Here is a 25,051-nt window from a genome sequence, read left to right on the forward strand (position 1 = left end):
AGACACGCCGCCGCGGAGACCACCGCGGTATGAGGGCCGCCTCAGGAGCACGCACCACGGCGGAGCGGTCCGTGTGCCGCGGGCAAGCAGTTCTTGACCAAATCGTCACCTTCGATCGATGGACAGCGTTTGCCCGTCATGTTGTATCGTTTCAATCCATGCGGGACGGGTAGCACGTCCGCATGTGAGAGACGACCTCCGGAGTCGGTGCTGACTCCGGGCGAGCGAGGAGGCTCCAATGAGGATCGAACGAAGGGCTGTCGCGGGACGGCCCGCACGAAGGACGGCCGCCGGGGTCGCCGTCGTGTCGGCGGCGGCGCTCGCGCTCACCGCGTGCTCGGGCGGGACCGGCGAGAGCGCCGGGTTCGCCGACGAGCTCGACCCGGAGGAAGAGATCACCCTCTCCCTCGCCTGGTGGGGCGACGACGACCGGGCGAACAAGTACGAGGAGGCGGTCGCGCTCTTCGAGGAGCAGAACCCCAACATCCAGGTCGACACGAACTGGATCGCCTTCGACGACTACTGGCCCGCCCGCAACACCGAGGCGGCCAGCGGCTCCCTGCCCGACGTCCTGCAGATGGACCTGTCCTACCTGCGGCAGTACGGTGCGACCGGTCAGCTCGCGGACCTCTCCGAGGCGTTCGACACCAACCTCGACGTCTCGGGCTTCGACGAGCAGCTGCTGGCCGCGGGCGCGATCGACGGCGCGCAGTACGGCATCCCGACGAGCACCAACACTCTCGCCCTGTTCTACAACGCCGACGTGCTCGACCAGGTCGGCGTCGAGCCGCCCGCCGAGGGCTACACGTGGGACGACTACGCGGCGTTCGTGGAGGAGGTCCACGAAGCGGGTTCCGGCGAGGACCCGGCGATCTTCGGCAGCGGCGACTACACGACCACGTTCTGGTTCTTCTGCCAGTGGCTGATCCAGCAGGGCACCGAACCGTTCACGGACGAGGGCGAACTGGGCTTCACCGAGGAGCAGATGGCCGAGTTCCTCGAGCTCGGCGCCGACGCGCGCGAGACCGGCGTCTTCTTCCCCATCGAGAAGACCAAGCAGCTCGAACCGCTCGGTGCGTTCACCGTCAGCGAGGCCGCCTCGGAGATGAGTTGGGACAACTTCCTGGCCGGGTACGTCGCGGAGACCGAGCAGGACATCCGCATGCTGCCGATGCCGTCGGGTGACAACGGCCCGCAGATGTTCTGGAAGCCGTCGATGCTGCTGTCGGCGTCGGCCAACACCGAGCACCCCGCGGCGGCGGCCGCGTTGATCGACTTCCTCGTCAACGCCCCCGAGGTCGGCACGATCTTCGGCACCAGCAAGGGCAACCCGGCCGTCGCGGCGCAGCGCGACGCCATGGAGGTCGAGCCGGGCTCCGTCGACGAGCAGGTGGTGGCCTTCGAGGAGGACGTCGCCGAACTGGTGACCGAGCCCGCGCCGATTCCGGTGGAGGGCTTCGGCGCGATCGAGGCGGAGTACAAGCGTCTCGGTGAGGAACTGCAGTACGGCAACGTCACCGTCGACGAGTTCGTCACCCAGTGGTTCGCCTTCGCCGAGAGCAACGTCGGCCAGTCGTGAGCGCAACGGCCACCGCCGACGCGCCGGTCCGCGCCGCCGCGCCCCGGCAGCCCCGCCGCCCCGGGGCGCGGCGCCGCGCGGACGTCGCCGCCGGCTACACGTTCCTCAGCCCGTGGCTGCTCGGCTTCGTCCTCCTGACGGCCGGGCCCATGCTGGCCTCCCTCTACCTGGCGTTCACCGACTACGACCTGTTCCGTGCACCGACCTGGGTGGGTCTGGAGAACTTCACCGAGATGTTCTCCGACGCGCGCTACCTCAAGTCGGCTCAGGTCACCGCGCTGTACGTGTTCGTCGGGACGCCGATCAAGCTCGCCGCCGCACTGGCGGTCGCGATGCTGCTCAACATGAAGTTCTCCGGCCAGGGCGGGTACCGGTCGGCGTTCTACGTGCCGTCCCTGGTGGGCGCCAGCGTGTCGGTGGCGATCGTCTGGAAGGCGATGTTCATCGACGACGGCGTCGTCGACCGCATCCAGCAGTCGGTGGGTGCCCCGGCCGGCGGCTGGGTCGGCAACCCGGACATGACGATGCCGATGATGATCCTCCTGGCGGTCTGGCAGTTCGGCGCGCCCATGGTCATCTTCCTGGCCGGACTGAAACAGATTCCCGCGGAACTGTACGAGGCGGCCTCCGTGGACGGCGCCGGTCCGCTGCGCAAGTTCTGGAACATCACGCTGCCGATGCTCTCGCCCGTGCTGTTCTTCAACCTGCTGCTGGAGACCATCCACTCCTTCCAGGTCTTCGCCTCCGCGTTCATCATCTCCGGCGGTACCGGAGGCCCGGCCGACTCCACGAACTTCTACACGCTGTACCTGTACACCCGGGGCTTCGTGCAGTTCGACATGGGCTACGCGTCGGCCATGGCGTGGGTGCTGGTCCTGGTCGTCGGCGTGATCACCGCACTGATGTTCCGCACCTCCCGCGCGTGGGTGCACTACTCGGGGGAGGAGAACTGATGAGTACCGCACAGGCCGGGCTCGCCCCGCGCGACACCACGGTGCGCCGCCGGATCCCACCGGGCCGGATCGCCCGGACCGTCGTCTTCCACGTGGTCACCCTCGCGATGCTCGCCGTGGTGCTCTACCCGGCGGCATGGATGGTGCTGTCCGCGTTCAAGCCGAGCAACGACATCATCGGCAACATCGACATCCTGCCCGACACCTGGACACTGGCGAACTTCGCGACCGCGTTCGGCGGCATCGGCGGTATCTCGTTCTGGAGCTTCTTCTGGAACTCCACCCTGCTGGGGCTGCTGAGCGTGATCGGCATCGTGCTGTCCGCCACCGTCTCCGCCTACGCGTTCGCCCGCGTGAAGTTCCCGGGGCGCAAGGTGTTCTTCGCGATCATGATCGCCACGCTGCTGCTCCCCACGCACGTGGTGATCATCCCGCAGTACATCATGTTCAACTCCGCCGGACTGGTGAACACCTATGTGCCCCTCCTGGCCGGCAAGTTCCTCGCCGCGGAGGCGTTCTTCGTGTTCCTCATGGTCCAGTTCATGCGCAACCTGCCGCGCGAGCTGGACGAGGCCGCGCGGATCGACGGCGCCGGCCACTTCCGGATCTTCCGCTCGATCATGCTGCCGCTGATGCGCCCCGCGATCATCACCAGCTCGATCTTCGCGTTCATCTGGTCCTGGAACGACTTCCTCGGCCCGCTGCTCTACCTGAAGAAACCCGATCTCTACACCCTCCCGATCGCGCTCCGGGCCTACGTGGACCAGACCTCCGTGTCCGACTACGGCGCCCAGATGGCCATGGCCGTCCTCGCGCTCGTCCCCGTAATCCTGTTCTTCGTCGTCTTCCAGCGCTATCTCGTCGAGGGTGTCGCGACGCAAGGACTGAAGGGCTGATGGTCATCCCCGTCGCCCGTCCCGCCCCGGGACACCCGCCGCAACCCGTGGATGCCGCCGGGCCGGCTCCGGCCGCCCGCACGTTCTCCGACGGTTTCGCACTCCTCGCCGAGTGCCTGCTCGTCGGCGTGTACGTCCTGCTCGCGAGCCTGCCGGTGGTCACCCTGCCGGCGGCGCTCGCGGCGGGCGCCGCCCACCTGCGCCGGCATCTCGCCGGTCAGGCCACGGACCTCGGACGGTTTGCCCGGGACTGGCGGGCGGCCGTCCGAGAGCTGTGGGGAGTCGGCGCGGCAGGACTCGTCCTGGCCGGGGTTCTCGCGGTGAACGTCCAGGTCGCGGCTTCGGGACTGCTTCCCGGAGGTCCGGCCGTCCGCTGGCTGAGCGTGGCGGTCGGGGCAGTCGCGGGCGTCGTCGTGCTCCGCGTCTCCGGCGCCTGGTCGAGTCCGGCCGTCCGCGACTCGCGCGTTCTCGACCGGGTCGCGCGCGCGGCCCGGTCCGTCCCGGCAGACCCGGCCGGTTCCGTCCTGCTGGTCGTGGCGATCGGCCTGTGCGCGCTCCTCGTCTGGATGCTCACGCCGCTGGTCGGCGTGGTCGGCGGCCTGCTGTGTCTGGCCGTCGTCGCCGTCGAGTTCCGCGACCGGGCCAGGACCGCCCTCGGCCGCTCGGCCGAGACCGAGATCGCCGACAGGAACTTCTGACAGCCAGAACCCCGGCAACGGTCCAGCCGGCAAGAGATGTCCGACCAGAGATACCCACAGAGAGACACCCGACAGACAAGGAGTACAACGATGTCATCCTCGTCCATCAGGGCAGGCTCGGCCGTCGTGGCCGGGCTCGCGCTCGTCGCCGCGGGGGCCGCCCTGCCCGCCCAGGCGGCACTGCCGTCACATCCGGTACCGACGCAGTCGTCGTCGTCCGGTTCGGCGTCGTCCGGTTCGGCGTGGTCCGACCCGGCGCACCGTTCCGCGCCCGGCTCGTCGTCCGCCCTGCCCGGATCCGCCGCGCCCGGATCCGCCGCGCCCGGATCCGCCCTGTCCGCGTCCGCCGCGGACACGTCCGGCTCGTCATGGCCGGGCCGCCCCGGACGGCCCGGCGGGCCGGGGAACGACTCCGCGCTGGAGGACCTGGACCGCGGGCTGGTCGCGGCGGCGACCAGTGAGGGCGTGTTCCTGAGCTGGCGCCTGCTCGGGAACGAGGTCTCGGGTGCCACCGACACCGGCATGGCCGGGCCGGCCTTCGCCGTCTACCGCGACGGCCGACGCATCGCCGAGGTCGCCGACTCGACCAACTTCGTCGATCCTCGAGGCTCGGCCGACAGCCGCTACACGGTGCGCCCGCTCGACGGCCGGCACTCCGCGGGCCCCGCTGCCACCGTGCGTCCCTGGGCCGACGCCTTCCTGGACATCCCCCTGAACAAGCCGGCCGACGGCGTCACGCCCGCCGGCGAGGAGTACACGTACGGCGCCAACGACGCGTCGGTGGCCGATCTCGACGGTGACGGCGCGTACGAGATCGTCGTGAAGTGGGACCCGTCCAACGCCAAGGACGTCTCTCAGAAGGGATACACGGGAAACACCTACATCGACGCCTACACGCTCGACGGCACGCAGCTCTGGCGCATCGACCTGGGCGTCAACATCCGCTCCGGCGCGCACTACACGCAGTTCCCGGTGTACGACCTCGACGGCGACGGCACCGCCGAGGTCATGATCAAGACCGCGCCCGGCACGAAGGTGACGCGGTACCGGCACGGGCGCCCGGGGTCGTCGTCGTACCTCGACATCCCCCGCGACGACCGGCGTGCCGGCGTGCGCGACACCGACGACTACCGCTTCTCCTCCGCCGACTACTACGAGCACCTCGTGGGGGTGCTCGCCGGCTGGTCGGAGCGGGAGGAGGTGACGAGCGGGCAGTGGCCCGCCACGCTGGAGGAGGCGTGGGGCATCGAGCCGCGGTGGGAGTACCCGCTGTCGGACGCCGACGCCCGCGCCGCGGCCGACCACTTCATCGACGTCTACGCGCCCGCCCGTTCGGGACGCAACGAGCTGCGCGACTTCGAGGGCTTCGTCATCACGGGCCCCGAGTACCTCACCGTGTTCGACGGCTCGACCGGCCGTGACCTGCAGACGATCGACTACAAGCCCGGTCGGGGCGACGACGGCCTGCTGTGGGGCGACTACGCGATGAGCCGCATCGAGCCGGGCAACCGGGTGGACCGGTTCCTGGCGGGCGTGGCCCACCTGGGCGGCCCGGAGGAGAACGCCAGCGCGGTCTTCGCACGCGGCTACTACACGCGCACGACGCTCGTCGCTTACGACTGGGACGGCAGACGCCTGCACGAGCGGTGGTTCGCCGACTCGGGCCACGCGCCGATGTCGAACCCGTTCAACGACGGCCCGCACGGCGTCGAGGGGACGTCCGAGGAGTGGGGGACGCTGACCACGCAGGGCTTTCACTCGCTGTCGGCGGCCGACGTCGACGGCGACGGGCGGCACGAGATCGTCTACGGCTCCGCGACGCTCGACGACGACGGGTCGCTGCTGTACTCCTCCTACGACACGATGCCGGAGGGATCGGCCGACCCCGGTGCCTGGGCCAAGCTCGGCCACGGCGACGCGATGGCCGTGACCGACATCGACCCTGCGCGTCCGGGACTGGAGATCTGGACCTGCCACGAGGGCGGCGCCTGGGCGCCGTACGGACAGGCGATGCGCGACGCGGCCACCGGCGAGGTGCTGTTCGGCGCCTTCTCCGGACGGGACACGGGCCGCGCGATGATCGGTGACGTGGACCCTGCCACACCCGGCATCGAGGTCTGGGCGTCGATGCCGAACGGCACCCTCGGATCGGGAACGTTGTCCGCCACCGGTGGCCTGGTCTCTCCGGACACGATGGGCACGAACGCTTCGGTGCGGTGGGCCGGTGACGGCTCGACGCAGATCCTGGACGGCGGTGACGGTGCGACGCCGCGGATCGTGGACCGGCGGCGCGGCACGCTCCGCACTCTCGACGGGACGCTGACGAACAACGGGACCAAGGGCAACGCGGCGTTGGTCGCGGACGTCCTGGGCGACTGGCGTGAGGAGGTGCTGGTGCGTACCGAGGACTCGTCGGCGCTGCGGCTCCACCTGTCCACGGAGGTCTCGGACATCAAGCTGTACACCCTCATGCACGACCCGCAGTACCGGGTCGAGGTCGCGCGCCAGCAGACCGCTTACAACCAGCCGTCCCACCCGGGCTTCTACCTGGCCACGGACACGGACTGGAGCACCGTCCCGCTCCCGCCGAACGCCCGGGACTGAATCCCGCGGGGCGCGCCGCCCCGCCCCGGCCGGCCGGTGTCGCCCCGTGGCGCCCGGCCGGCCGGTGCCGACCGGCCGGTCCGGGCAGCCTGGTCGGCCCGGTCGGCCGCTGACCGGCCCGCCTTGGTTTGAACCGTTTCATGACAGGATCCATCTATGCGACGACGCACTTCTCCCCCGAACTTCGACCCCGCCGCGACCCGCCCCTGGAACGACGGCCTCGACGGCCTCGCGTTCGGCGGGGACTACAACCCGGAGCAGTGGCCCGACGACGTCCGCCTCGAGGACATCGAGCTCATGCGCGAGGCCGGCGTGAACATCGTCAGCCTGGCGATCTTCGCGTGGGCCACGATCGAGCCCCGCGAGGGCGAGTTCGACTGGGCCTGGCTCGACACCACCATGGACCGCCTCCACGCGGCGGGCATCCGTGTCGCCCTGGCCACGGCCACCGCGGCCGCCCCGCCGTGGCTCACCCGCGCGCACCCCGAGATCCTGCCCCGGCGTTCCGACGACGCGGTCCTGCACCAGGGATCGCGCCAGACCTACTCGATCCACCACCCGGTCTTCCGTGACTACGCGATCGCCATGGCCGGCCGTGTCGCGCGCCGCTACGCCGACCATCCGGCCCTCGCGCTGTGGCACGTCGACAACGAGATCGGCTGCCACAACCCGCGCGACTACTCGCCCGCCGCCGCGGACGCCTTCCGGGACTGGCTGCGCGAGCGCTACGGCGATCTGGACCGACTGAACGCGGCCTGGGGCACGGCGTTCTGGTCACAGCGGTACGGGTCGTTCGACGACGTGCTCCCGCCGCTGGACACGACAGCGTTCGGGAACCCCACCCAGTTGCTCGACTTCGACCGCTTCAGCTCCGACGCGCTCCTGGACTACTACCGTGACCTGCGCGACACGCTCCGCGAGATCACCCCGCACGTGCCGACCACCACCAACCTCATGGCCGGCAGCCACAAGGAGATGGACTACTTCTCCTGGGCCGACGACCTCGACGTCGTCGCGAACGACAACTACACGATGTCCGCCGACCCCGACCGGCACCTGCTGCTCTCCCTCAGCGCGGACCTGTCCCGCGGGATCGCGAGCGGCGAACCGTGGATCCTGATGGAGCACTCCACGAGCGCGGTCAACTGGCAGCCGCGCAACCGCGCCAAACAGCCCGGCGAGATGCTCCGCAACTCGCTCGCCCACGTCGCGCGCGGGGCCGACGCCGTCATGTTCTTCCAGTGGCGCGCCTCCCGGGCCGGCGCCGAGAAATACCACAGCGCCCTCGTGCCGCACGCGGGAACGGACTCCGACCTGTGGCGGGACGTCGTCGAACTGGGCCAGGCGGTCAAGGCGCTCGGGGAGGTGCGCGGCTCCCGCGTCGCCGCGCGGGCGGCTCTCGTCCTGGACTGGCCCGCCTGGTGGGCCTGCGACCAGGACGTCCACCCCACGCAGGTGCGGTACACGGACCAGGTCCTCGCCTGGTACAAGGCGCTGTGGCGGCTCGGGGTGACGGCGGACATCGTGCCGCCGAGCCGCGACCTGGACGGCTACGACCTCGTCGTGGTGCCGACCCTGTACCTCGTGTCGGACGCCGACGCCGCCCGCGTGCGCGCCGCGGCCGAGCGTGGTGCCACCGTCCTGATCACCTACTTCTCGGGGATCGTGGACGAGAACGACCACATCCGTCTCGGTGGTTATCCCGGCGCCTACCGCGACCTGCTGGGAGTGCGGACGCAGGAGTTCTTCCCGCTCCAGGAGGGTGAGTCGGTACGGGTGTCCGGCGCGTCGTTGCCGGACGGCGGCGTCTCCGCCGGCCTGTGGACGGAGAAGACGACGGTGTCCGACGGCGTCGAGGTGATCGCCGCCTACGACGACGGGCCGCTTCCGGGCGGCCCGGCGATCACCCGCCGGGTGGTCCCGGCCGGCCTCCGCGATTCGGCCTCCTCGGCAGGTGCGCCTTCGCCGGCGGGCGCCGCCTGGTACGTCGCCACCCGGCTGTCCGACGACGGAGTCGCCCACATCGCGCACCGCGTCGCCGAGGAGGCCGGCGTACTCCCGGACGCGGCGGCCCCGCAGGGGGTCGAGGTGGTCAGGCGTGTCGCCGACGATGCCGAGTTCGTCTTCGCGATCAACCACACGGACGGTGACGCGGTCCTGGAGTCCGTGGCCGGTACCGACCTCCTGACCGGTGAGAACGTCACTTCCCCGGCGACGGTCCCCGCCGGCGGCGTCCGGGTGGTGCGCGTCCTGCCGTGAGGCGTGCGGCGCGACCGTGAGCCGTGGCCTGTGTCCCGCGACCCGGGACCCGTGAGGCGCACGGCGCCTTCCGTGCCCGCGGTGTATCCGGCAGCCCGCCGGGCACACCGCGGGCCGGACGCGGCCCGTCAGCCGGTGCCGCCCTCCGCATCCCCCGGGTCACCGATGGACCGAGGGTCGGAGATCCGGGTCCTCTGGCCGACCAGCCTGTTGGTGAGCCACGTCAGGATGCCCAGCGCCAGCCCGATCCCGAGCAGCCATGCCGCGATCTCGTACTGGATCACCGCGCGTCCGGTCCACGGCCCGACGAAGAAGGCGCAGCTGATCGCTCCGATGATCGGCAGGACCGTCGGCGCGCGGAAATGGGACCGTTCGATCCGGTCCCTGCGCAGCACCAGGACGCAGACGTTCACGATCGCGAAGACGGCGAGCAGGAGCAGCGCCGTCGTCCCGCCGAGGGCCGAGACCACGCTGTTCTCCGGGTCACGGCTCACGAACCAGATGAGACCGAACGCGATCGCCGTCGTGCAGAGAATCGCGGCCCACGGGGTACGCCGCGTCGGGCCGACCTTGCCGAGGAACGACGGCAGCACGTTCTGCTTCGCCATCCCGTACAGCAGTCGCGAGGCCATGAGCATGTTGATCAGCGCCGAGTTGGCCACCGCGAACATCGAGACGAAGGGGAGGACGTCGGCGGCCGGTATCCCGGGTGCCGCCCGTTCCACGACCAGGACCAGCGGCGTACTCTCCGCGGCGGCCAGCTCACCGACCGGCACGATCGCGACGGCGAAGATCGCGATCAGCACGTAGATGAGACCGGTGATGCCGATCCCGGCGATCATCATCCGGGGGAAGTTCCGCACCGGATCGTGGGTCTCCTCGGCCATGTTCACCGAGTCCTCGAAGCCCACCATCGCGAAGAACGCCAGTGAGGTCGCGGCCGTCACCGCGAAGAACGCGCTCTTGTCGCCCGGGCTGTCGAACACCACCGTGCGGCTGAAGTCGACCCTGTCGGCGAACATCGCGTAGAAGCCCACCAGGATCACGAGCAGCAGACCCGACAGCTCCACGAGCGTGAGGAAGATGTTCGTCCTGACGCTCTCGCCCACGCCGCGCAGGTTGATCGCGGCCACCGATGCCATGAACAGCAGGGCGACGACGATGATCAGCGTGGCATTCTGCTTGTCGAGCCCGAAGCCGAGCGCGAGGTTCTCGGCGAACGCCCGCGACGCCGTCGACGCGGACGTGATGCCCGAGCACATCACGGTGAAGCACACCATGAACGTGAACAGGTGGATCCCGAACGCCTTGTGCGTGTAGAGGGCGGCACCCGCGGCGTGCGGATACTTCGTCACGAGCTCCAGGTACGAGAACGCCGTGACCAGCGCGACCAGGAACGCGACGAGGAACGGTGCCCACGCGGCGCCGCCCACCTCCGCGGCGACCTGCCCGGTCAGCGCGTACACGCCCGTGCCGAGGATGTCCCCGACGATGAACAGCAGCAGGAGCTTCGGCCCCATGACCCGCCTGAGCTCGGTCGGCTCCTCACCCGGGACGGTCCGCTGATCGGGCGCCGGCCGGCTCATCGCGGCCTCCCGGCCTCGGGAGAGCTCGCCGACGACTCCCGGACCACGAGCTCCGGGGAGAACACCACCTGTTCCGGTGCCGAGTCCTCCGGGCGGAACAGGAGATCGGCCGCACGCGTGCCCAGCTCGGACGTCGGCTGCCGCACCGAGCTCAAGGGTGTGGCGAGCTCCGCCGCGAAGGTGACGTCGTCGTAGCCGACCACCGCCATCCCCTGCGGTACGGCCACGCCCTCCCGACGGAGCGTGCGCAGGACACCCAACGCCACCAGGTCGTTCACGCAGAACACGGCGGTGGGGCGCGTGCGCGCGGGCAGCGCGACGACCTCCCGGATCCCCGCCTCGCCGCCGTCCGGCGTCAGGCCGGGCACGGTGATCTCCACCAGCGCCGTCCCGGGGTCCAGCCCGGCGTCGGCCATCGCCGCGGCGGCGCCGTCGCGCCGGTCCCGGCACTGCCGGATGGTGTGCGGACCGTTCAGCAGGGCGATCCGCTCGTGGCCCTGGGCGATCAGGTGCTCGACGGCGAGACGTCCGCCCGCCACGTCGTCCACCGCGACCGACGCCAGCTCCGGAACCGGCGACGGCCGGTCGAGCAGCACCGCGGCGGTACCCCGTTCCCGCACCGCCAGGACGTGGTCGATGTCGTCCGTGGCGGGGCTCACGATGACGCCCTGGACGCCGTGTTCCTCGTAGAGACGCAGATAGCGGCGTTCGCGGTCCAGGTCCTCGTCGGACCCGGCGACCATCAGCGTGAACGAGTCGCGCTCGAGGCGGTCCTGGATCCCGCGGGCGGCGTCGGTGAAGAAGGGGTTCGCGAGGTCCAGCACCACGACTCCGACGCTCGTCAAGGTACCGGCGCGGAGCTGCCGTGCCGAGCCGTTGCGCACGAAGTTCAGTTCGGCGATGGCGGCCTCCACCCGCTCGCGGGTCGCGGGGAGGACGCGCTCGGGCTTGTTGAGCACGTTCGAGACCGTGCCGACGGCGACGCCGGCAGCCTTGGCGACGTCGGTGATCGATGCCCGACGGCGTGGTGTGCGGGCGTTCGCCGCGTTCGACGCCTTCGTGGAATTGGCCATACCCCATTATGAAGCGATTCATGTGCGGGACGGGCGGGTCGGACACCGAACGGTCCGCCGGGCATCATGGGGTACGGTTCTGAACCGTTTCAATCCAGCGAGATCCAGGACGAGGAGAGAGTCGACGATGACGAGTTCCACGGGCAACACCTCTGCGCGGCGCGGGCGCGTGTGCTTCACCTCGCGAGTCCGGCCCGACCGGCTCGACGAGTACCGCGCGGCGCATGCCGCCGTCTGGCCGGAGATGCTGGAGGCGCTGCGCGACACCGGCTGGCGCGACTACCACCTGTACCTGCGCGACGACGGCCTGCTGGTCGGCGTCCTCGAGACCGACGACTACGACGCCGCGCAGGCGGGCATGGCGGCCACCGTGGTCAACGCACGGTGGCAGGCCGCGATGAGCGGCTTCTTCGTCGACGAGGGCAGCCCGGACGAGGGCTTCGTGATCCTCGACGAGGTCTTCCACCTGGAGTCCCAGCTGCGTGCGGCAGGCCTTCCGGTGGCGCCGCGAGACTGAGGATCCCCGTGCGCGGCTCGCCGACGCCGTCCCGGGCACTGAACCCTTGACGGTTCGGCGGAATCTCTCGTAACGTCATGACTGCAAGAAGTTGACAGCAAGGAAGCAAGAAACTCTGCATCAATCGCAACTCTTCAATCTCGCCCCTCGGGCAGCGCTGCCCGAGGGGCGACGAACCCGCGCAGGCGGGAGAACGAGGACGTTCATGAGAATCCCGTGGAAGCACTCCGTCGTGGCGGGCGCCGTGGTGGCGCTCGTCGCGCCGCTCGGTACGGGCACCGTCGCCCACGCGGCGGACCTGACCAATCTCGCACTCGGCAAGCCGATCGCGGCGTCGTCGATCACGCAGACGTACGTGGCGAGCAACGCGAACGACGGGAGCACGAGCTCCTACTGGGAGGGGGCGGGAGGCCAGTACCCGTCGCATCTCACGGTCGACCTCGGCGAGGACGCCGATCTCGAGCGGCTCGTCGTCACGCTGCCACCGCCTGACGTCTGGTCGCCGCGGACGCAGACCTTCAGCGTCCTCGGCCGGTCCGACGGCGAGTCGTCGTTCCGGACGCTCCTGGCGTCCTCGGCCTACGACTTCGATCCCGCCAGCGGCAACCGCGTCGAGATCCCGCTGACCGCGACGGCCGGCGAGGTCCGCCTCGCGTTCAGCGGCAACACCGGCGCCGGCAACGGGCAGGTCTCCGAGCTGGAGGTGTGGGGTACCACGGGCGACGACCCGACCGACCCCACCGACCCGCCCACCGACCCGAGCGGCCCCAACCGTGCGGAGGGCCGCCCGGTGACGGCATCGTCGACGCAGTGGACGTACGCCGCTGCGAACGCGGTGGACGGGCAGGTCGGGACCTACTGGGAAGGCGCCGGCGGCCAGTACCCCTCCACGCTCGACGTCTCGCTGGCCGCGCCCACCGCGCTGACCGGCATCCGGGTGCGGCTCAACCCGGACCCGGCGTGGGGGCCCCGCACGCAGACCTTCTCCGTCTGGGGGCGTTCGGGAACCTCCTCGTGGCAGGAGCTCGAGCCGTCCGACGGGCACGCCTTCGCCCCCGGGAGCGGCAACCTCGTGGACGTCCCGGTGTCCGGGACCGTCACCGACCTGCGCCTCCGGTTCACGGGCAACACCGGTGCCGGAAACGGGCAGGTGGCCGAGCTCGAGGTCTACGGTGCGTTGGAGCCCAACCCGGACCTGACGGTCACGGAGGTGACCGCGGCCCCGGCATCGCCCGACGCGACGACCCCCGTCACGCTCACCGCCACGGTCGAGAACACCGGTGACCGCGCGTCCGAGGCCACCACGGTGGACGCCACGGTCGGTGGGAGCACCGCCGGGTCCGCGGACCTCGACGCGCTGGACCCCGGCGCGAGCACGCAGGTGGAGATTCCCGCCGGAACGCATCCGGCCGGTGAGCACACGGTCGGCGCGGTCGTCGACCCGGACGAGCTGGTGACCGAGCACGACGAGACGAACAACGCGTTCACGTCGCCGGAGAAGCTCGTGGTCCAGGAGGCTCCCGGGCCCGACCTCGAGGTCGTCTCCGTGTCCGCGAACCCGTCCGCCCCCGCCGCCGGGGACGACGTGACCTTCGCGGTCAAGGTGCGCAACCGTGGCGACGAGCCGGTGGCGGCCGGGTCCGTGACCCGCGTCGTCGCAGGTTCCAGCACGCTCGACGGCACCACCCCGGCGGTCGCGGCCGGGGAGACGGTCACCGTGACGCCCGACGGCTCGTGGACCGCCACCGACGGCGGGGTCACCGTGACCGCCACGGCCGACGCGACCGACGTCGTCGACGAGACGGACGAGGGCAACAACACCGGCACGCTGAGTGTGACCGTCGGCCGGGGAGCCGCCGTCCCGTACACGACCTACGAGGTGGAGGACGGGGAGTACACCGGAGAACTGCTCCAGACCGATCCGTTGCGCACGTTCGGGCACACGAACTTCGCGACCGAGTCCTCCGGCCGCGAGTCCGTGCGCCTCACGGGCACGGGCCAGTACGTCGAGTTCACCTCCACCAACCCGACGAACTCGATCGTCGTCCGCAACTCCATCCCGGACGCGCCGGGCGGCGGCGGCCAGGACAAGACCATCAGCCTCTACGCGGACGGCGAGTTCGTGCAGAAGCTGACGCTCTCGTCGAAGCACTCGTGGCTGTACGGGACGACGGACTCGCCGGAAGGGCTGACCAACACCCCGGGAGGGGACGCACGCCGGCTCTTCGACGAGTCGCACGCGCTCCTCGACCAGGACTTCCCCGCCGGCACGGTGTTCCGTCTCCAGCGGGACGCGGACGACGACGCGCAGTTCTACATCCTCGACCTGGTCGAGCTCGAGCAGGTCGCGCCGCCGCAGCCCAAGCCCGCGCAGTGCACCTCGATCACCGAGTACGGCGCCGTGCCGAACGACGGGATCGAGGACACCGACGCCATCCAGGCCGCCGTCACGGCGGACCAGGAGGGCGAGATCGACTGCGTGTGGATCCCGGCCGGCCAGTGGCGCCAGGAGCGCAAGATCCTCACCGAGGACCCGGAGCGCAACGGCTACAACCAGGTGGGCATCCGCGACGTGACGATCCGCGGCGCCGGGATGTGGCACTCGCAGCTCTACAGCCTCGTCGAGCCGCAGGACGCGGACGGCATCAACCACCCGCACGAGGGCAACTTCGGGTTCGACATCGACGCCGGCGTCGAGATCTCCGACATCGCGATCTTCGGTTCCGGGCGCATCCGCGGCGGCGACGGCAACGACGAGGGCGGCGTCGGCCTGAACGGGCGGTTCGGCGAGGGCACCAGGATCAGCAACGTGTGGATCGAGCACGCGAACGTCGGCGTCTGGGTGGGCCGCGACTACTCGAACAAGCCGGAGCTCTGGGGCCCGGCGGACGGGCTCGAGTTCTCCGGGATGCGCATCCGCAACACGTACGCGGACGGCATCAACTTCTCGAACGGAACGCGTAACTCGTCGGTGGTCAACTCCACGTTCCGCAACACCGGCGACGACGCCCTCGCGGTGTGGGCCAACCCGTACGTGAAGGACACGTCGGTCGACATCGCGCACGACAACACGTTCCGGAACAACACCGTTCAGCTCCCGTGGCGGGCCAACGGCATCGCGATCTACGGCGGCTACGACAACGCCATCGAGAACAACCTGATCTACGACACCATGAACTACCCCGGCATCATGCTGGCGACCGATCACAGTCCTCTGCCCTTCTCGGGGACCACGCTCGTCGCCAACAACGGGCTCTACCGGACCGGCGGGGCGTTCTGGAACGAGGACCAGGAGTTCGGCGCGATCACGCTGTTCCCGCAGACCCACGACATCGTCGGCGTCACCATTCGGGACACCGAGATCGTGGACTCGACGTACGACGGGATCCAGTTCAAGAACGGCGGGGGGAACATGCCCGACGTGCGGATCACGAACGTGCGGATCGACCAGTCGAACAACGGTTCGGGCATCCTCGCGATGGGAGGGGCCCGCGGTAACGCCATCCTGACGGACGTGACCGTCACCAACTCCGCCGAGGGCGACATCGAGACCGAGCCCGGCTCGACCTTCCAGTTCACCGGCCAGTAGCGACGCGACGGCGGGCGGCTTCCCCGCCGCGGAGTCGTGGCCGGCGCCGTCATCCTGCGGATGGCGGCGCCGGCCCGCGTCCGGACGGCGTTTCCGCGTCCGGTGGGCCCGTACGCGCCTGGGCCGGCGCCGCCGTCGTTCAGGAACAACGGTCCGCAGAGCGGTGGGGCCGTGCGCGCCTGGGCCGGCGGGTGACTACCCCACCCGATCGTCGGGTGTCGGCCGCGACCACCCCGGTACCGTGCCTCCCGACGGTAATCGCTTGCCCGGATCGCGGCCCGCCACCTTGACCGTGCCCGGCACGAGGGATACGCTCCCCTTGAATCGTTTCAAGGCGTCCTCGGGACGTCACACCGTAACGCGCGACGATGCGCCGGAAGGGAGCCGTGCCGATGACGCCCGACGCAGCCAAGGCGGCACTCCGAGACCAGACCATCGAGCTCCCGTCGTGGGCCTTCGGGAACTCGGGGACCCGGTTCAAGGTGTTCGGTCAGCCGGGCGTACCCCGCGACCCCTACGAGAAGCTCGCCGACGCCGCGCAGGTGCACCGGTACACCGGCATCGCGCCGCGCGTCAGCCTCCACATCCCGTGGGACCTGGTGGACGACTTCTCCGACCTGTCACGGCACGCCGCCGACCTGGGCGTCAGCATCGGAATGATCAACTCGAACGTCTTCCAGGACGACGACTACATGCTCGGGTCGCTCTGTCACCCCGACGCGGCCGTGCGGCGCAAGGCGATCGACCACCACAAGCAGTGCGTGGACGTCATGCGGGCGACCGGCTCGGCGGACCTCAAGGTGTGGCTCGCCGACGGCCTCAACTATCCGGGCCAGGACTCGATCCGGGCCCGCCAGGACCGGCTCGCCGAGTCGCTCGCCGAGATCTACGCCGCCCTCGACGACGACCAGCGCATGGTGCTCGAGTACAAGTTCTTCGAACCTGCCTTCTACTCGACCGACGTCCCCGACTGGGGCACGTCCCTGCTGCACTGCATGGCCCTGGGCGAGCGCGCGAACGTCGTGCTCGACACCGGCCACCACGCCCCCGGCACGAACATCGAGTTCATCGTCGCCCAGCTCCTGCGGCAGGGCCGCCTCGGCGCCTTCGACTTCAACAGCCGCTTCTACGCCGACGACGACCTCATGGTGGGCGCGGCGGACCCGTTCCAGCTCTTCCGGATCCTGCACGAGATCGTCCAGGCGGGTGCCCTCGCCCCGGACTCGGGCGTCAACTTCATGCTCGACCAGTGCCACAACATCGAGCCGAAGATTCCCGGCCAGATCCGCTCGGTGATGAACGTGCAGGAGGCCACGGCGAAGGCGCTCCTGGTCGACTCCGACGCACTCGCCGCCGCCCAGCGGGCCGGTGACGTGCTGGGCGCGCACGGTGTGCTCATGGACGCCTACAACACGGACACCCGCCCGCTCCTCGCGGAGCTCCGCGAAGAGCAGGGCCTGGCCCCTGACCCGATGGCGGCCTACGCGACATCCGGCTACGCGGAGAAGATCGCCGCCGAACGGACCAGCGGCGCCCAGGCGGGCTGGGGCGCGTAGCGACCACGCGGGGAGGTGATGCGGTCGGCCGGTCGTCGAGTGGTCGGTCCGATGTCAATGCGGTCGGCCCCCTGAGGGACCGACCGCTCGACGTCGGACCGACCTCGGCCGACAAGCGGCCGACCGCATCACCTCCCCGCCCCACGGGCAACTCGACCTGACCGATCTCGCAGGACCTCTCCGCAGGACAGCTAGGAGCAGCAGATGACCACCCCTGAGAGCAACGCCGCCGTCGACGCCCTCGTCGCACGGTCGAACCGCCTGGGCTCGGACCCACGCGTCACCAACTTCGCCGGCGGCAACACCTCCGCCAAGGGCACCGCCACCGACCCCGTGACCGGCGACGACGTCGAGCTCCTGTGGGTCAAGGGCTCCGGTGGCGACCTCGGCACGCTGCGGGCCCAGGGGCTCGCGGTCCTCCGCCTCGACCGTATGCGCGCCCTGGTCGACACCTACCCCGGCGTCGACCGCGAGGACGAGATGGTCGCCGCCTTCGACTACTGCCTCCACGGCAAGGGCGGCGCAGCGCCCTCCATCGACACGGCGATGCACGGCCTCGTCGACGCCGCACACGTCGACCACCTGCACCCCGACTCCGGGATCGCCCTCGCCGCCGCGGCCGACGGCGAGGCCCTCACCGCCGAGATCTTCGGCGACGAGGTGGTCTGGGTCCCGTGGCGCCGCCCCGGCTTCCAGCTCGGACTCGACATCGCCGCGATCAAGGCGAAGAACCCCCGCGCCATCGGCTGCGTCCTCGGCGGCCACGGCATCACCGCCTGGGGAGACACCTCCGAGGAGTGCGAGGAGCGGTCCCTGCGCATCATCCGCACGGCGGAGGAGTTCATCGCCACGCGCACGGCCGAGCTCGCCGGGCGTGGCGAGCACCCGTTCGGCCCCGTCCGTCCCGGCTTCGAGGCGCTGCCCGACGACGCCCCCGCGGGTGGCGTCACGGGCCGGGCCGACGATGCCGCGGGGGGCGCGCTCGGCCTCGCCCCGGCCGACGCCGCGGGCCAGGCAGACGGTGCCGCGGGCCAGGCGGGCGACTCCACGCCGCACCCGCTCGGCCGCCGTGCCAAGGCCGCCGCGCTCGCGCCGGTGATCCGCGGCATCGCCTCCACCGACGCGCCGCAGGTCGGGCACTTCACCGACTCCGACGTCGTCCTCGACTTCCTCTCCCGTGAGAAGCTCGCCGCGCTCGCGGACCTCGGCACCTCCTGCCCGGACCACTTCCTGCGCACCAAGGTGAAGCCCTTGGTCGTGGACCTTCCCGCGGATGCTCCGGTGGACGACGTCGTCGCGCGGCTGCACGAGCTGCACGCGGCATACCGCGAGGACTACGCGGGCTACTACGAGCGCGGCGCGGCCGCCGCACGGGAGCGGGGCGAGGAGCCGCCCGCCATGCGCGGAGCGGACCCGCTGGTCGTGCTGGTGCCGGGCGTCGGCATGTTCTCGTTCGGACGGAACAAGCAGACGGCCCGGGTGGCCGGTGAGTTCTACGTGAACGCGATCAACGTGATGCGCGGAGCCGAGGCGATCTCGACCTACGCGCCGATCGACGAGTCCGAGAAGTTCCGCATCGAGTACTGGGCGCTGGAGGAGGCCAAACTGCGGCGCATGCCGAAGCCGAAGCCTCTGGCCACCCGGGTCGCGCTGGTGACGGGCGGCGCGTCCGGCATCGGGCTGGCGACCGCACGGCGGCTCGCGGCCGAGGGCGCGTGCGTGGTCGTCGCGGACCTCGACGCGGCGAGGGCCACCGAGGTCGCCACCGAGCTCGGCGGGCCCGACGTCGCCGTCGGCGTCGCCGCGGACGTGACCTCCGCCGCCGACGTCGTCGCCGCCGTGGACGCCGCCGCACTGGCGTTCGGTGGCGTGGACCTCGTGGTCAACAACGCCGGGCTGTCGATCAGCAAGCCGCTCCTGGAGACCACCGAGCAGGACTGGGACCTGCAGCACGACGTCATGGCGCGCGGGTCGTTCCTGGTCGCGCGTGAAGCGGCGCGGGCGATGGTCGCGCAGGCCATGGGCGGCGACATCGTCTACATCGCGTCGAAGAACTCCCTGTTCGCGGGCCCGAACAACGTGGCGTACTCCGCGGCCAAGGCCGACCAGGCGCACCAGGTGCGGCTCCTCGCGGCCGAGCTCGGCGAGCACGGCATCCGCGTCAACGGGATCAACCCCGACGGGGTGGTCCGCGGGTCCGGGATCTTCGCGGGCGGCTGGGGCGCCAAGCGTGCCGCGGTGTACGGCGTGCCCGAGGAGGAACTGGGCCAGTTCTACGCCCAGCGCACCCTGCTCAAGCGGGAGGTGCTTCCGGACCATGTGGCCGCCGCCGTTTTCGCGCTCGTCGGGCCGGACCTGCCCCTCACCACAGGCCTGCACGTCCCGGTCGACTCCGGCGTGGCGGCGGCGTTCCTCCGATGAGCGCCGCCGAGTCCCGAGCGGCATGCGACGCGGCCGGACCCGATACCGCGTTCATCGCCGTCGATCTCGGTGCGACGTCGGGCCGCGTCATGCTGGGAGTTCTGCAGCCGGGCGCGACGGTCGCCGCCCCGGACGAGGCTCGTGTCGAACTGGTGGAGTGCGGGCGGTTCCCGAACGGCCCGGCTCCCCATGACGGCGGTCTGCGCTGGGACGTCGACGCGCTCTGGAGGGGGATCGTGGCCGGGCTCCGCGAGGCGGCGTCGGTCGCCGCCGGGCGCGGGCTCGAGGTGCGAGGGATCGGCGTCGACTCGTGGGCCGTCGACCACGGCCTCCTGGACGACGGCGGCGCGCTGCTCGCCCGGCCCTGGTGCTACCGCGACCCGCGGACCGACGCCGCGCGCGAGCGCGTGTACGCGCGGATCCCCTTCGCGGAGCACTACGCGGTCAACGGGCTGCAGGACCTGCCGTTCACGTCGGTGTTCCAGTTCGTCGCCGGCGCGACCGGGACCGGTGGTCCCGATACGGCGGACCCGGGGCACACCTCCACGGCCGTCGCGAAGGCTGCGGCCGTCGCGAAGGGTGCCGCCGTCGCGGAGACGGCCGAGTGGTCCCGCGCCGCGCAGGTGCTCCTCGTCCCCGACCTCATCACCTACCGGCTGACCGGCCGCCGCGTGGCCGAGGTGACGAACGCCTCCACCACCGGCCTGCTCGACGTCCGGACCCGTACCTGGTCGGACGCCTACATCGCGCGGCTCGTCACGGCGTTCCCCGAACTCGGCGACCTGCGGGCGCGTCTGCCGGAACTGGTGGAACCCGGGACCGCCGTCGGGCACCTCCTCCCGGAGGTCCGGGAAGCGACCGGGCTGGCCGGCGTGCCGGTGTTCGCCGTCGCCTCCCATGACACGGCGTCGGCCGTCGCGGCGACGCCGCTGCCCGCCGCGGCGCAACGGCTGTCCGGCCCGGCGACCTCGACCCCGCTTCCCCCGCTCACGACGACGGTCGCGCGCCGCGACGAACCTGTGCAGGACGGCGTCGCTCCTGGGCCCGGCGAGGGCCCCACCCCCGGGGAGACGGCGGCCTACATCTCGTCCGGGACGTGGTCCCTGGTGGGCCTGGAGCTGGACGAGCCCGTGCTGAGCGAGGCCAGCCGCGAGGCGAACTTCACCAACGAGCTCGGGATCGACGGCACCGTGCGATACCTGCGCAACGTCATGGGCCTGTGGATCCTCGACGAGTGCGTGCGGCAGTGGTCGCAGGAGGACGGACGACCGGTCGACCTGCCCGCCCTCCTGGAGGAGGCCGCACGGGAGCCGGGTGGCCGCTGCCTCGTCGAGGTGGACGGGGAGGAGTTCCTCGCACCGGGCGACATGCCGGGCCGGGTGCGCGCCGCGATGGGCAGGCAGAGGCCGCCGGCCGTCGCCGAGAGCCGGCCGGCGACGGCGCGTGTCGTTCTCGACAGCCTCGCCGCCGCCTACGCCCGGGTGGTCCGGCAGGCCGGCGAGCTGGCCGGGGTCCGGGTGACGGCGATCCACGTCGTCGGCGGCGGGTCGCGGAACGAGCTGCTGAACCGTCTCACGGCCGAGGCCTCGGGCCTTCCCGTGCACGCCGGGCCGGTCGAGGCCACGGCACTCGGGAACATCCTGGTCCAGGCGCGCGCGGCGGGGGCACTGACCGGTCCGGCCGGTGCACCGGCCACCCTCTCCGGCCTGCGCGCGACGGTCCGTGCGAGTACGGACCTGCGCGGGTACGAGCCGCGTCGACCGGTGAGCTAGCCGCCGGCCGGCTCACGGCCGGTGATCCAGGCGGCCACGGCACGAGCGACCTCGGCGTCCTTGCCTCGCAGGTCGTGGGCCCCGGGGAGGGTCACCCGCGTGACCTTCCCGGGGATCGCTGCGGAGTGCTCCGCGAGCTCCTCCGGTGTGCCGAACGGATCCTTGTCGCCGGACACGAAGAGCACCGGAACGTCCAGGGAGCCGAAGTGGTCCACGCGGAGCCGGTCGGGCCTTCCCGGCGGGTGCAGCGGATAGCTGAGCAGGACGAGCCCGGCGGCGGGCAGCCCCTCGGCCACGGCCATCGAGCACATCCGCCCTCCGTACGAGCGCCCGCCGAGGACGAGACGGTCCGTCGTCGTCCCGGCTTCCCGCGCGAACCGGGCGGCGACCTCACGGACATGTGCGACCGCGACCGGCGGCCGGTCCGGCATCCGCTTCCCGGCGATCCGGTACGGGAAGTCGGCCCGCCGCACGGTGACCGGCGGGTCGAGCGCGGCCAGGGCCTCCTCGACCGCCACGAGCGTGTGGTGGTCGCGCGAGGCTCCCGCACCGGGCGTGAGGAGAAGTCCGGAGGTGTTCATCGCACCATCGTCACCCGCGGCGGAACATCATGAGCAGGGCACCACCGACGGCGGCGCCGATCCCCCCGAGGATCACCCACGCCCAGACGACACCCGCCGACTGCGGGAGGGCACGCTCGCCGTCACCCGCGGAGGCGGGCAGGCCGAACGACCTGATGATCGCACTCGCCGGGTCGTTCGGTTCCGACGAGACGACGGGACCCGGCTCGGCCGACGCGCTGCGACCGGGCGTGGGGCTCGGGCTCGGCGTGGGCGTGGGCTCCGGCGTCGGTTCGGCGGCGGAGGGCGAGGGCGTCGGCTCGGTCTCCGGCTTCTGCGTGCTCGCGGCCGGTGGCCGGCCCTGGGTCGCCTTCGGGCTCGGCGAGGGCTCGGCCTGCGGGCTCTCGTCCGGCGGGTCCCCGGACTCCTCGGCATCCGCCGTGGCGGACTCCTCCGGCTCGGTGCAGGCGGGCCCGTTCATCCACTCGCCCCAGTCGTAGCGGTCGAGACGGACCCAGGTCACGCAGTAGCCGCCCGGGTACCGGTCAGGAGCCTCGTGGAAGGCCGCCCAGCCGGAGTGCCGTTCCGAACCTCCGAGGTAGCGCCTGACATAGGAGCTGTTGTCGCCGTCGAGGGGCCGGACCGTGTACTCGAGTGTCGCTCCACGGGAGATCTGCCAGCGGTCGAACGACACGCCCTCGGCCGTGACCCGGATGCCGGTGTCGCGCTCGTTCGCGACGGCGGCTCCGGACGCGCCGACGAGGCTCGTCGCGAGAACGACGAGCCCGAGGAGCCGCACCGCTCCGTCCCGGATCACAGTCCGAGATCCTACGGGACTGTCGGACATATCCTCCGGCCTGTCGCGGGTGAAGCTCACTCTTGACCAGGAGGAGACGGTCGTTCAGGCCGCGTCGAAGCGGACGGTCGACGTGCCGGTGCCGGTGCCGGTGCCCGGCTCGCCACGAGCCGTCAGCGCGAGCCGGGTGAGCTGGTCGCCCCACACCGCCGCCAGCTCGTCGTCGTGGATCTCCTGTACCTCCAGCGTGGCGTCCAGCGTGTCCTGGTCCCAGGTGATTCGCAGGGTACGGACCTCGGCGTCGGGCCGGCCGGCGGCGTGCCGCACGGTGGCCTGCCCCGTCGCCGCGTCGAGCGTCACGTCACCGGCCAGCAGCCAGTGCAGCGCCGTCGCGCCGTCGCCTTCCGCGCCGTGGTGGTCCTCGCCGTCGCGCTCGCCGGTGTCCGCGGCCGACGCCCACGAGTCGCTCACGGTCACCGATTCCGCCGAGCGGTCCAGCGCGACCTCGCGCCACCAGGACATCCCGCCGACGGGGTAGGCCCCCGCGAGGTCGAGCCGCGCGCTCCATGTCCCGTCGCCGTCCGGACTCGTCACCGTCATCGAGCGGGCCGTGAACTCCTCGCCCGGTGCCTGCTCCGTGCCGCTGATCAGCGGCACGTTGTGCCAGGCCGACCGCATCGGCCACTGGTCGTAGCGCTCGTCCCCGAACGTGCCGGCGCGATAGGTCGGTTTCCCGGCGTCGACGACGACGGGCACGCCGTCGAGGGCGATCACGACCTCGCCGACGTCGTTGTGGTTGTGGTTCTCCGCGTTGTGCCCGCCCTTGACGAACACCGCGACCCCGCCGGAGGAACCCGGCCGGGAGCGTGCCAGCGCCACCTGCGTCTCCGGCAGCCAGACCTGAGCCACCAGCGGCGGCGCGGTACCGGCGGGAAGGTTCGCCCACGCGTCGTCCGACAGCATGAGCACCGCGCGGGAGAGGGTCACCCGCTCGTCCCACAGGATCTCCGGGCGGTCCCGGTAGGACGCGGCGTGCCGGACGGCGTCGTCGTCCCCGACGCGGCGCGCCCAGGAGTGCACCAGGTTCCACGGCCACGTCCAGATCGGCCGGGCCGGGCTGTCTGCGACTCCGACGTACCAGTCGCCGCCCAGGTGCATCCGATGCGGGAAGCCGACGACCTGGCGGATCGTCTCGGCTCGCACGTCCGTGTCGTCCGACGGCGTGCGGGGGCGGGGTTCGTTCGAGGCCGGCGCCGCGACGTCGCCGGGGCCCGCGGTCGCCCGTGCGTCGTCGGACGACGTCAGGAGTCGTGCCGCGGCATCCTGCGTGCCGGCCCAGGAGAGCAGGTCCTCGGCCTCCAGGGCGCGGGCGACGCCCTGCCACCAGTAGTGGTAGCCCTCGTCGACACCGCCGTCGGGCGGGAGCGAGTCCCAGTAGCGGCCCACGCCCTCGGCGACGAGCCGGACGATGTGGCGGCGCCGGGCCGTGTCGTCCTCCAGGGCCAGCGCGGCCGCGAGCACGTTGCCCTGGATCCACACCGTCCAGTTCATCGGTGGTCGCTCGATACCGAGCCACCACCAGTCCCGGCGGTCCGTGAACGGCCGCAGGACCCGTTGCCGCGTCTCCTGCCGGATCCGGGCGCGGACACCGGGGGCGCGGTCGTCGATCGCGGGCCCGAGCAGATGGTCGACCCAGGCGAGCTGTGCGGCGACCTCACCCGCGCCGAGATCCAGACACGGGTCGGTGACGTCGGGCACGACGTAGTCGCTGCGGTCGTGCACGTGCTCGTGGGCCGGCCAGCACCAGGTGGACTGTTCGCAGAGCAGGATCACGCCGTCGACCACCTCGTCGAGGAAGCGTTGCTCGCCCGTGTGGAGCGCCGCCACCGCGGCGTACGTCAGGCGCTGCTGCCGCGCGATCACGCCGCTCTCGTAGCCCTTGCGGTCGCCGTCGCGCCAGAACCGCGCGAACTGTGAGGCGCGCGCCTCGGGCCAGGGCGTGCCGAGCGCGCGTTCGGCGTGCTCGATCGCGGGGGTGAGCGCGGCCTCCATCCGTTCGGAGGTCCAGAACTCGCGTGCGGTGACGTCGGGCGCGGGCAGGCGGCTCATCGGGAAGTCCTCTCGTCGTCGGGTTTCACGCTATCCACAGGACGAGCCGACTCGACACCGCCGCGCGTGGTCGGCACCGTGCC

General features: G+C 71.5%; 16 protein-coding genes. 11 read left to right on the forward strand and 5 right to left on the reverse strand.

Annotated elements, in window-relative coordinates; all coding sequences use genetic code 11:
* Positions 1-238: 238 nt before the first annotated feature.
* From J0911_RS09710 to J0911_RS09735, 6 genes are all read left to right on the forward strand, one after another.
* Positions 239-1,579 (forward strand): ABC transporter substrate-binding protein, encoded by a 1,341-nt coding sequence (locus J0911_RS09710; protein WP_207275272.1) that lies wholly within the window; start codon positions 239-241, stop codon positions 1,577-1,579.
* Positions 1,576-2,532 carry a carbohydrate ABC transporter permease gene (locus J0911_RS09715; protein WP_207275273.1) on the forward strand — a complete coding sequence of 319 codons (957 nt, stop codon included), beginning with the start codon at positions 1,576-1,578 and terminating at the stop codon, positions 2,530-2,532. The genes J0911_RS09710 and J0911_RS09715 overlap by 4 nt, the downstream gene beginning before the upstream one ends.
* On the forward strand, positions 2,532-3,428 hold the full coding sequence (locus J0911_RS09720) for a carbohydrate ABC transporter permease (RefSeq protein WP_207275274.1): 897 nt from the start codon (positions 2,532-2,534) through the stop codon (positions 3,426-3,428). Before J0911_RS09715 ends, J0911_RS09720 begins: the two co-directional genes overlap by 1 nt.
* Entirely contained in the window at positions 3,428-4,126 is a 699-nt protein-coding gene (locus tag J0911_RS09725; protein WP_207275275.1) for a hypothetical protein, read from the forward strand. The genes J0911_RS09720 and J0911_RS09725 overlap by 1 nt, the downstream gene beginning before the upstream one ends.
* A gap of 90 nt (positions 4,127-4,216) precedes the next feature.
* Complete coding sequence (locus tag J0911_RS09730; protein WP_207275276.1) at positions 4,217-6,730, forward strand: rhamnogalacturonan lyase; 2,514 nt, start codon at positions 4,217-4,219, stop codon at positions 6,728-6,730.
* A 156-nt stretch (positions 6,731-6,886) separates the two neighbouring features.
* Complete coding sequence (locus J0911_RS09735; RefSeq protein WP_207275277.1) at positions 6,887-8,989, forward strand: beta-galactosidase; 2,103 nt, start codon at positions 6,887-6,889, stop codon at positions 8,987-8,989.
* Positions 8,990-9,117: 128 nt separating this feature from the next.
* Here J0911_RS09735 and J0911_RS09740 read toward each other — a convergent pair whose 3' ends face one another.
* Positions 9,118-10,575 (reverse strand): APC family permease, encoded by a 1,458-nt coding sequence (locus J0911_RS09740; protein WP_207275278.1) that lies wholly within the window; start codon positions 10,573-10,575, stop codon positions 9,118-9,120.
* Complete coding sequence (locus J0911_RS09745) at positions 10,572-11,648, reverse strand: LacI family DNA-binding transcriptional regulator (protein WP_207275279.1); 1,077 nt, start codon at positions 11,646-11,648, stop codon at positions 10,572-10,574. Before J0911_RS09745 ends, J0911_RS09740 begins: the two co-directional genes overlap by 4 nt.
* Before the next feature lie 127 nt (positions 11,649-11,775).
* Between J0911_RS09745 and J0911_RS09750 the strand changes: the two genes are divergently transcribed.
* The 5 genes from J0911_RS09750 (at position 11,776) to J0911_RS09775 (ending at position 21,503) form a co-directional block, all read left to right on the forward strand.
* Entirely contained in the window at positions 11,776-12,165 is a 390-nt protein-coding gene (locus J0911_RS09750) for an L-rhamnose mutarotase (RefSeq protein WP_207275280.1), read from the forward strand.
* A gap of 205 nt (positions 12,166-12,370) precedes the next feature.
* Complete coding sequence (locus tag J0911_RS09755; protein WP_242636539.1) at positions 12,371-15,754, forward strand: CARDB domain-containing protein; 3,384 nt, start codon at positions 12,371-12,373, stop codon at positions 15,752-15,754.
* 392 nt (positions 15,755-16,146) lie between these two features.
* Entirely contained in the window at positions 16,147-17,310 is a 1,164-nt protein-coding gene (gene rhaI, locus J0911_RS09760) for an L-rhamnose isomerase (RefSeq protein WP_207275281.1), read from the forward strand.
* A gap of 204 nt (positions 17,311-17,514) precedes the next feature.
* A complete protein-coding gene (gene rhaD, locus J0911_RS20275) occupies positions 17,515-19,731 on the forward strand; it encodes a bifunctional rhamnulose-1-phosphate aldolase/short-chain dehydrogenase (RefSeq protein WP_242636540.1) in 2,217 nt (738 codons plus the stop codon).
* Positions 19,728-21,503, forward strand: a complete 1,776-nt coding sequence (locus J0911_RS09775) for a rhamnulokinase (RefSeq protein WP_207275282.1) — start codon at positions 19,728-19,730, stop codon at positions 21,501-21,503. Before rhaD ends, J0911_RS09775 begins: the two co-directional genes overlap by 4 nt.
* Here J0911_RS09775 and J0911_RS09780 read toward each other — a convergent pair.
* The 3 genes from J0911_RS09780 to J0911_RS09790 form a co-directional block, all read right to left on the reverse strand.
* A complete protein-coding gene (locus J0911_RS09780) occupies positions 21,500-22,084 on the reverse strand; it encodes an alpha/beta hydrolase family protein (protein ID WP_207275283.1) in 585 nt (194 codons plus the stop codon). The two genes, J0911_RS09775 and J0911_RS09780, sit on opposite strands and share 4 nt — an antisense overlap.
* 10 nt (positions 22,085-22,094) lie before the next feature.
* Positions 22,095-22,880 (reverse strand): hypothetical protein, encoded by a 786-nt coding sequence (locus J0911_RS09785; RefSeq protein WP_207275284.1) that lies wholly within the window; start codon positions 22,878-22,880, stop codon positions 22,095-22,097.
* A gap of 84 nt (positions 22,881-22,964) precedes the next feature.
* Entirely contained in the window at positions 22,965-24,968 is a 2,004-nt protein-coding gene (locus tag J0911_RS09790) for a heparinase II/III domain-containing protein (RefSeq protein WP_207275285.1), read from the reverse strand.
* Between the last annotated feature and the right edge of the window lie 83 nt (positions 24,969-25,051).

It is taken from the genome of Myceligenerans salitolerans (assembly GCF_017349295.1).
Lineage (GTDB): Bacteria > Actinomycetota > Actinomycetes > Actinomycetales > Cellulomonadaceae > Myceligenerans > Myceligenerans salitolerans.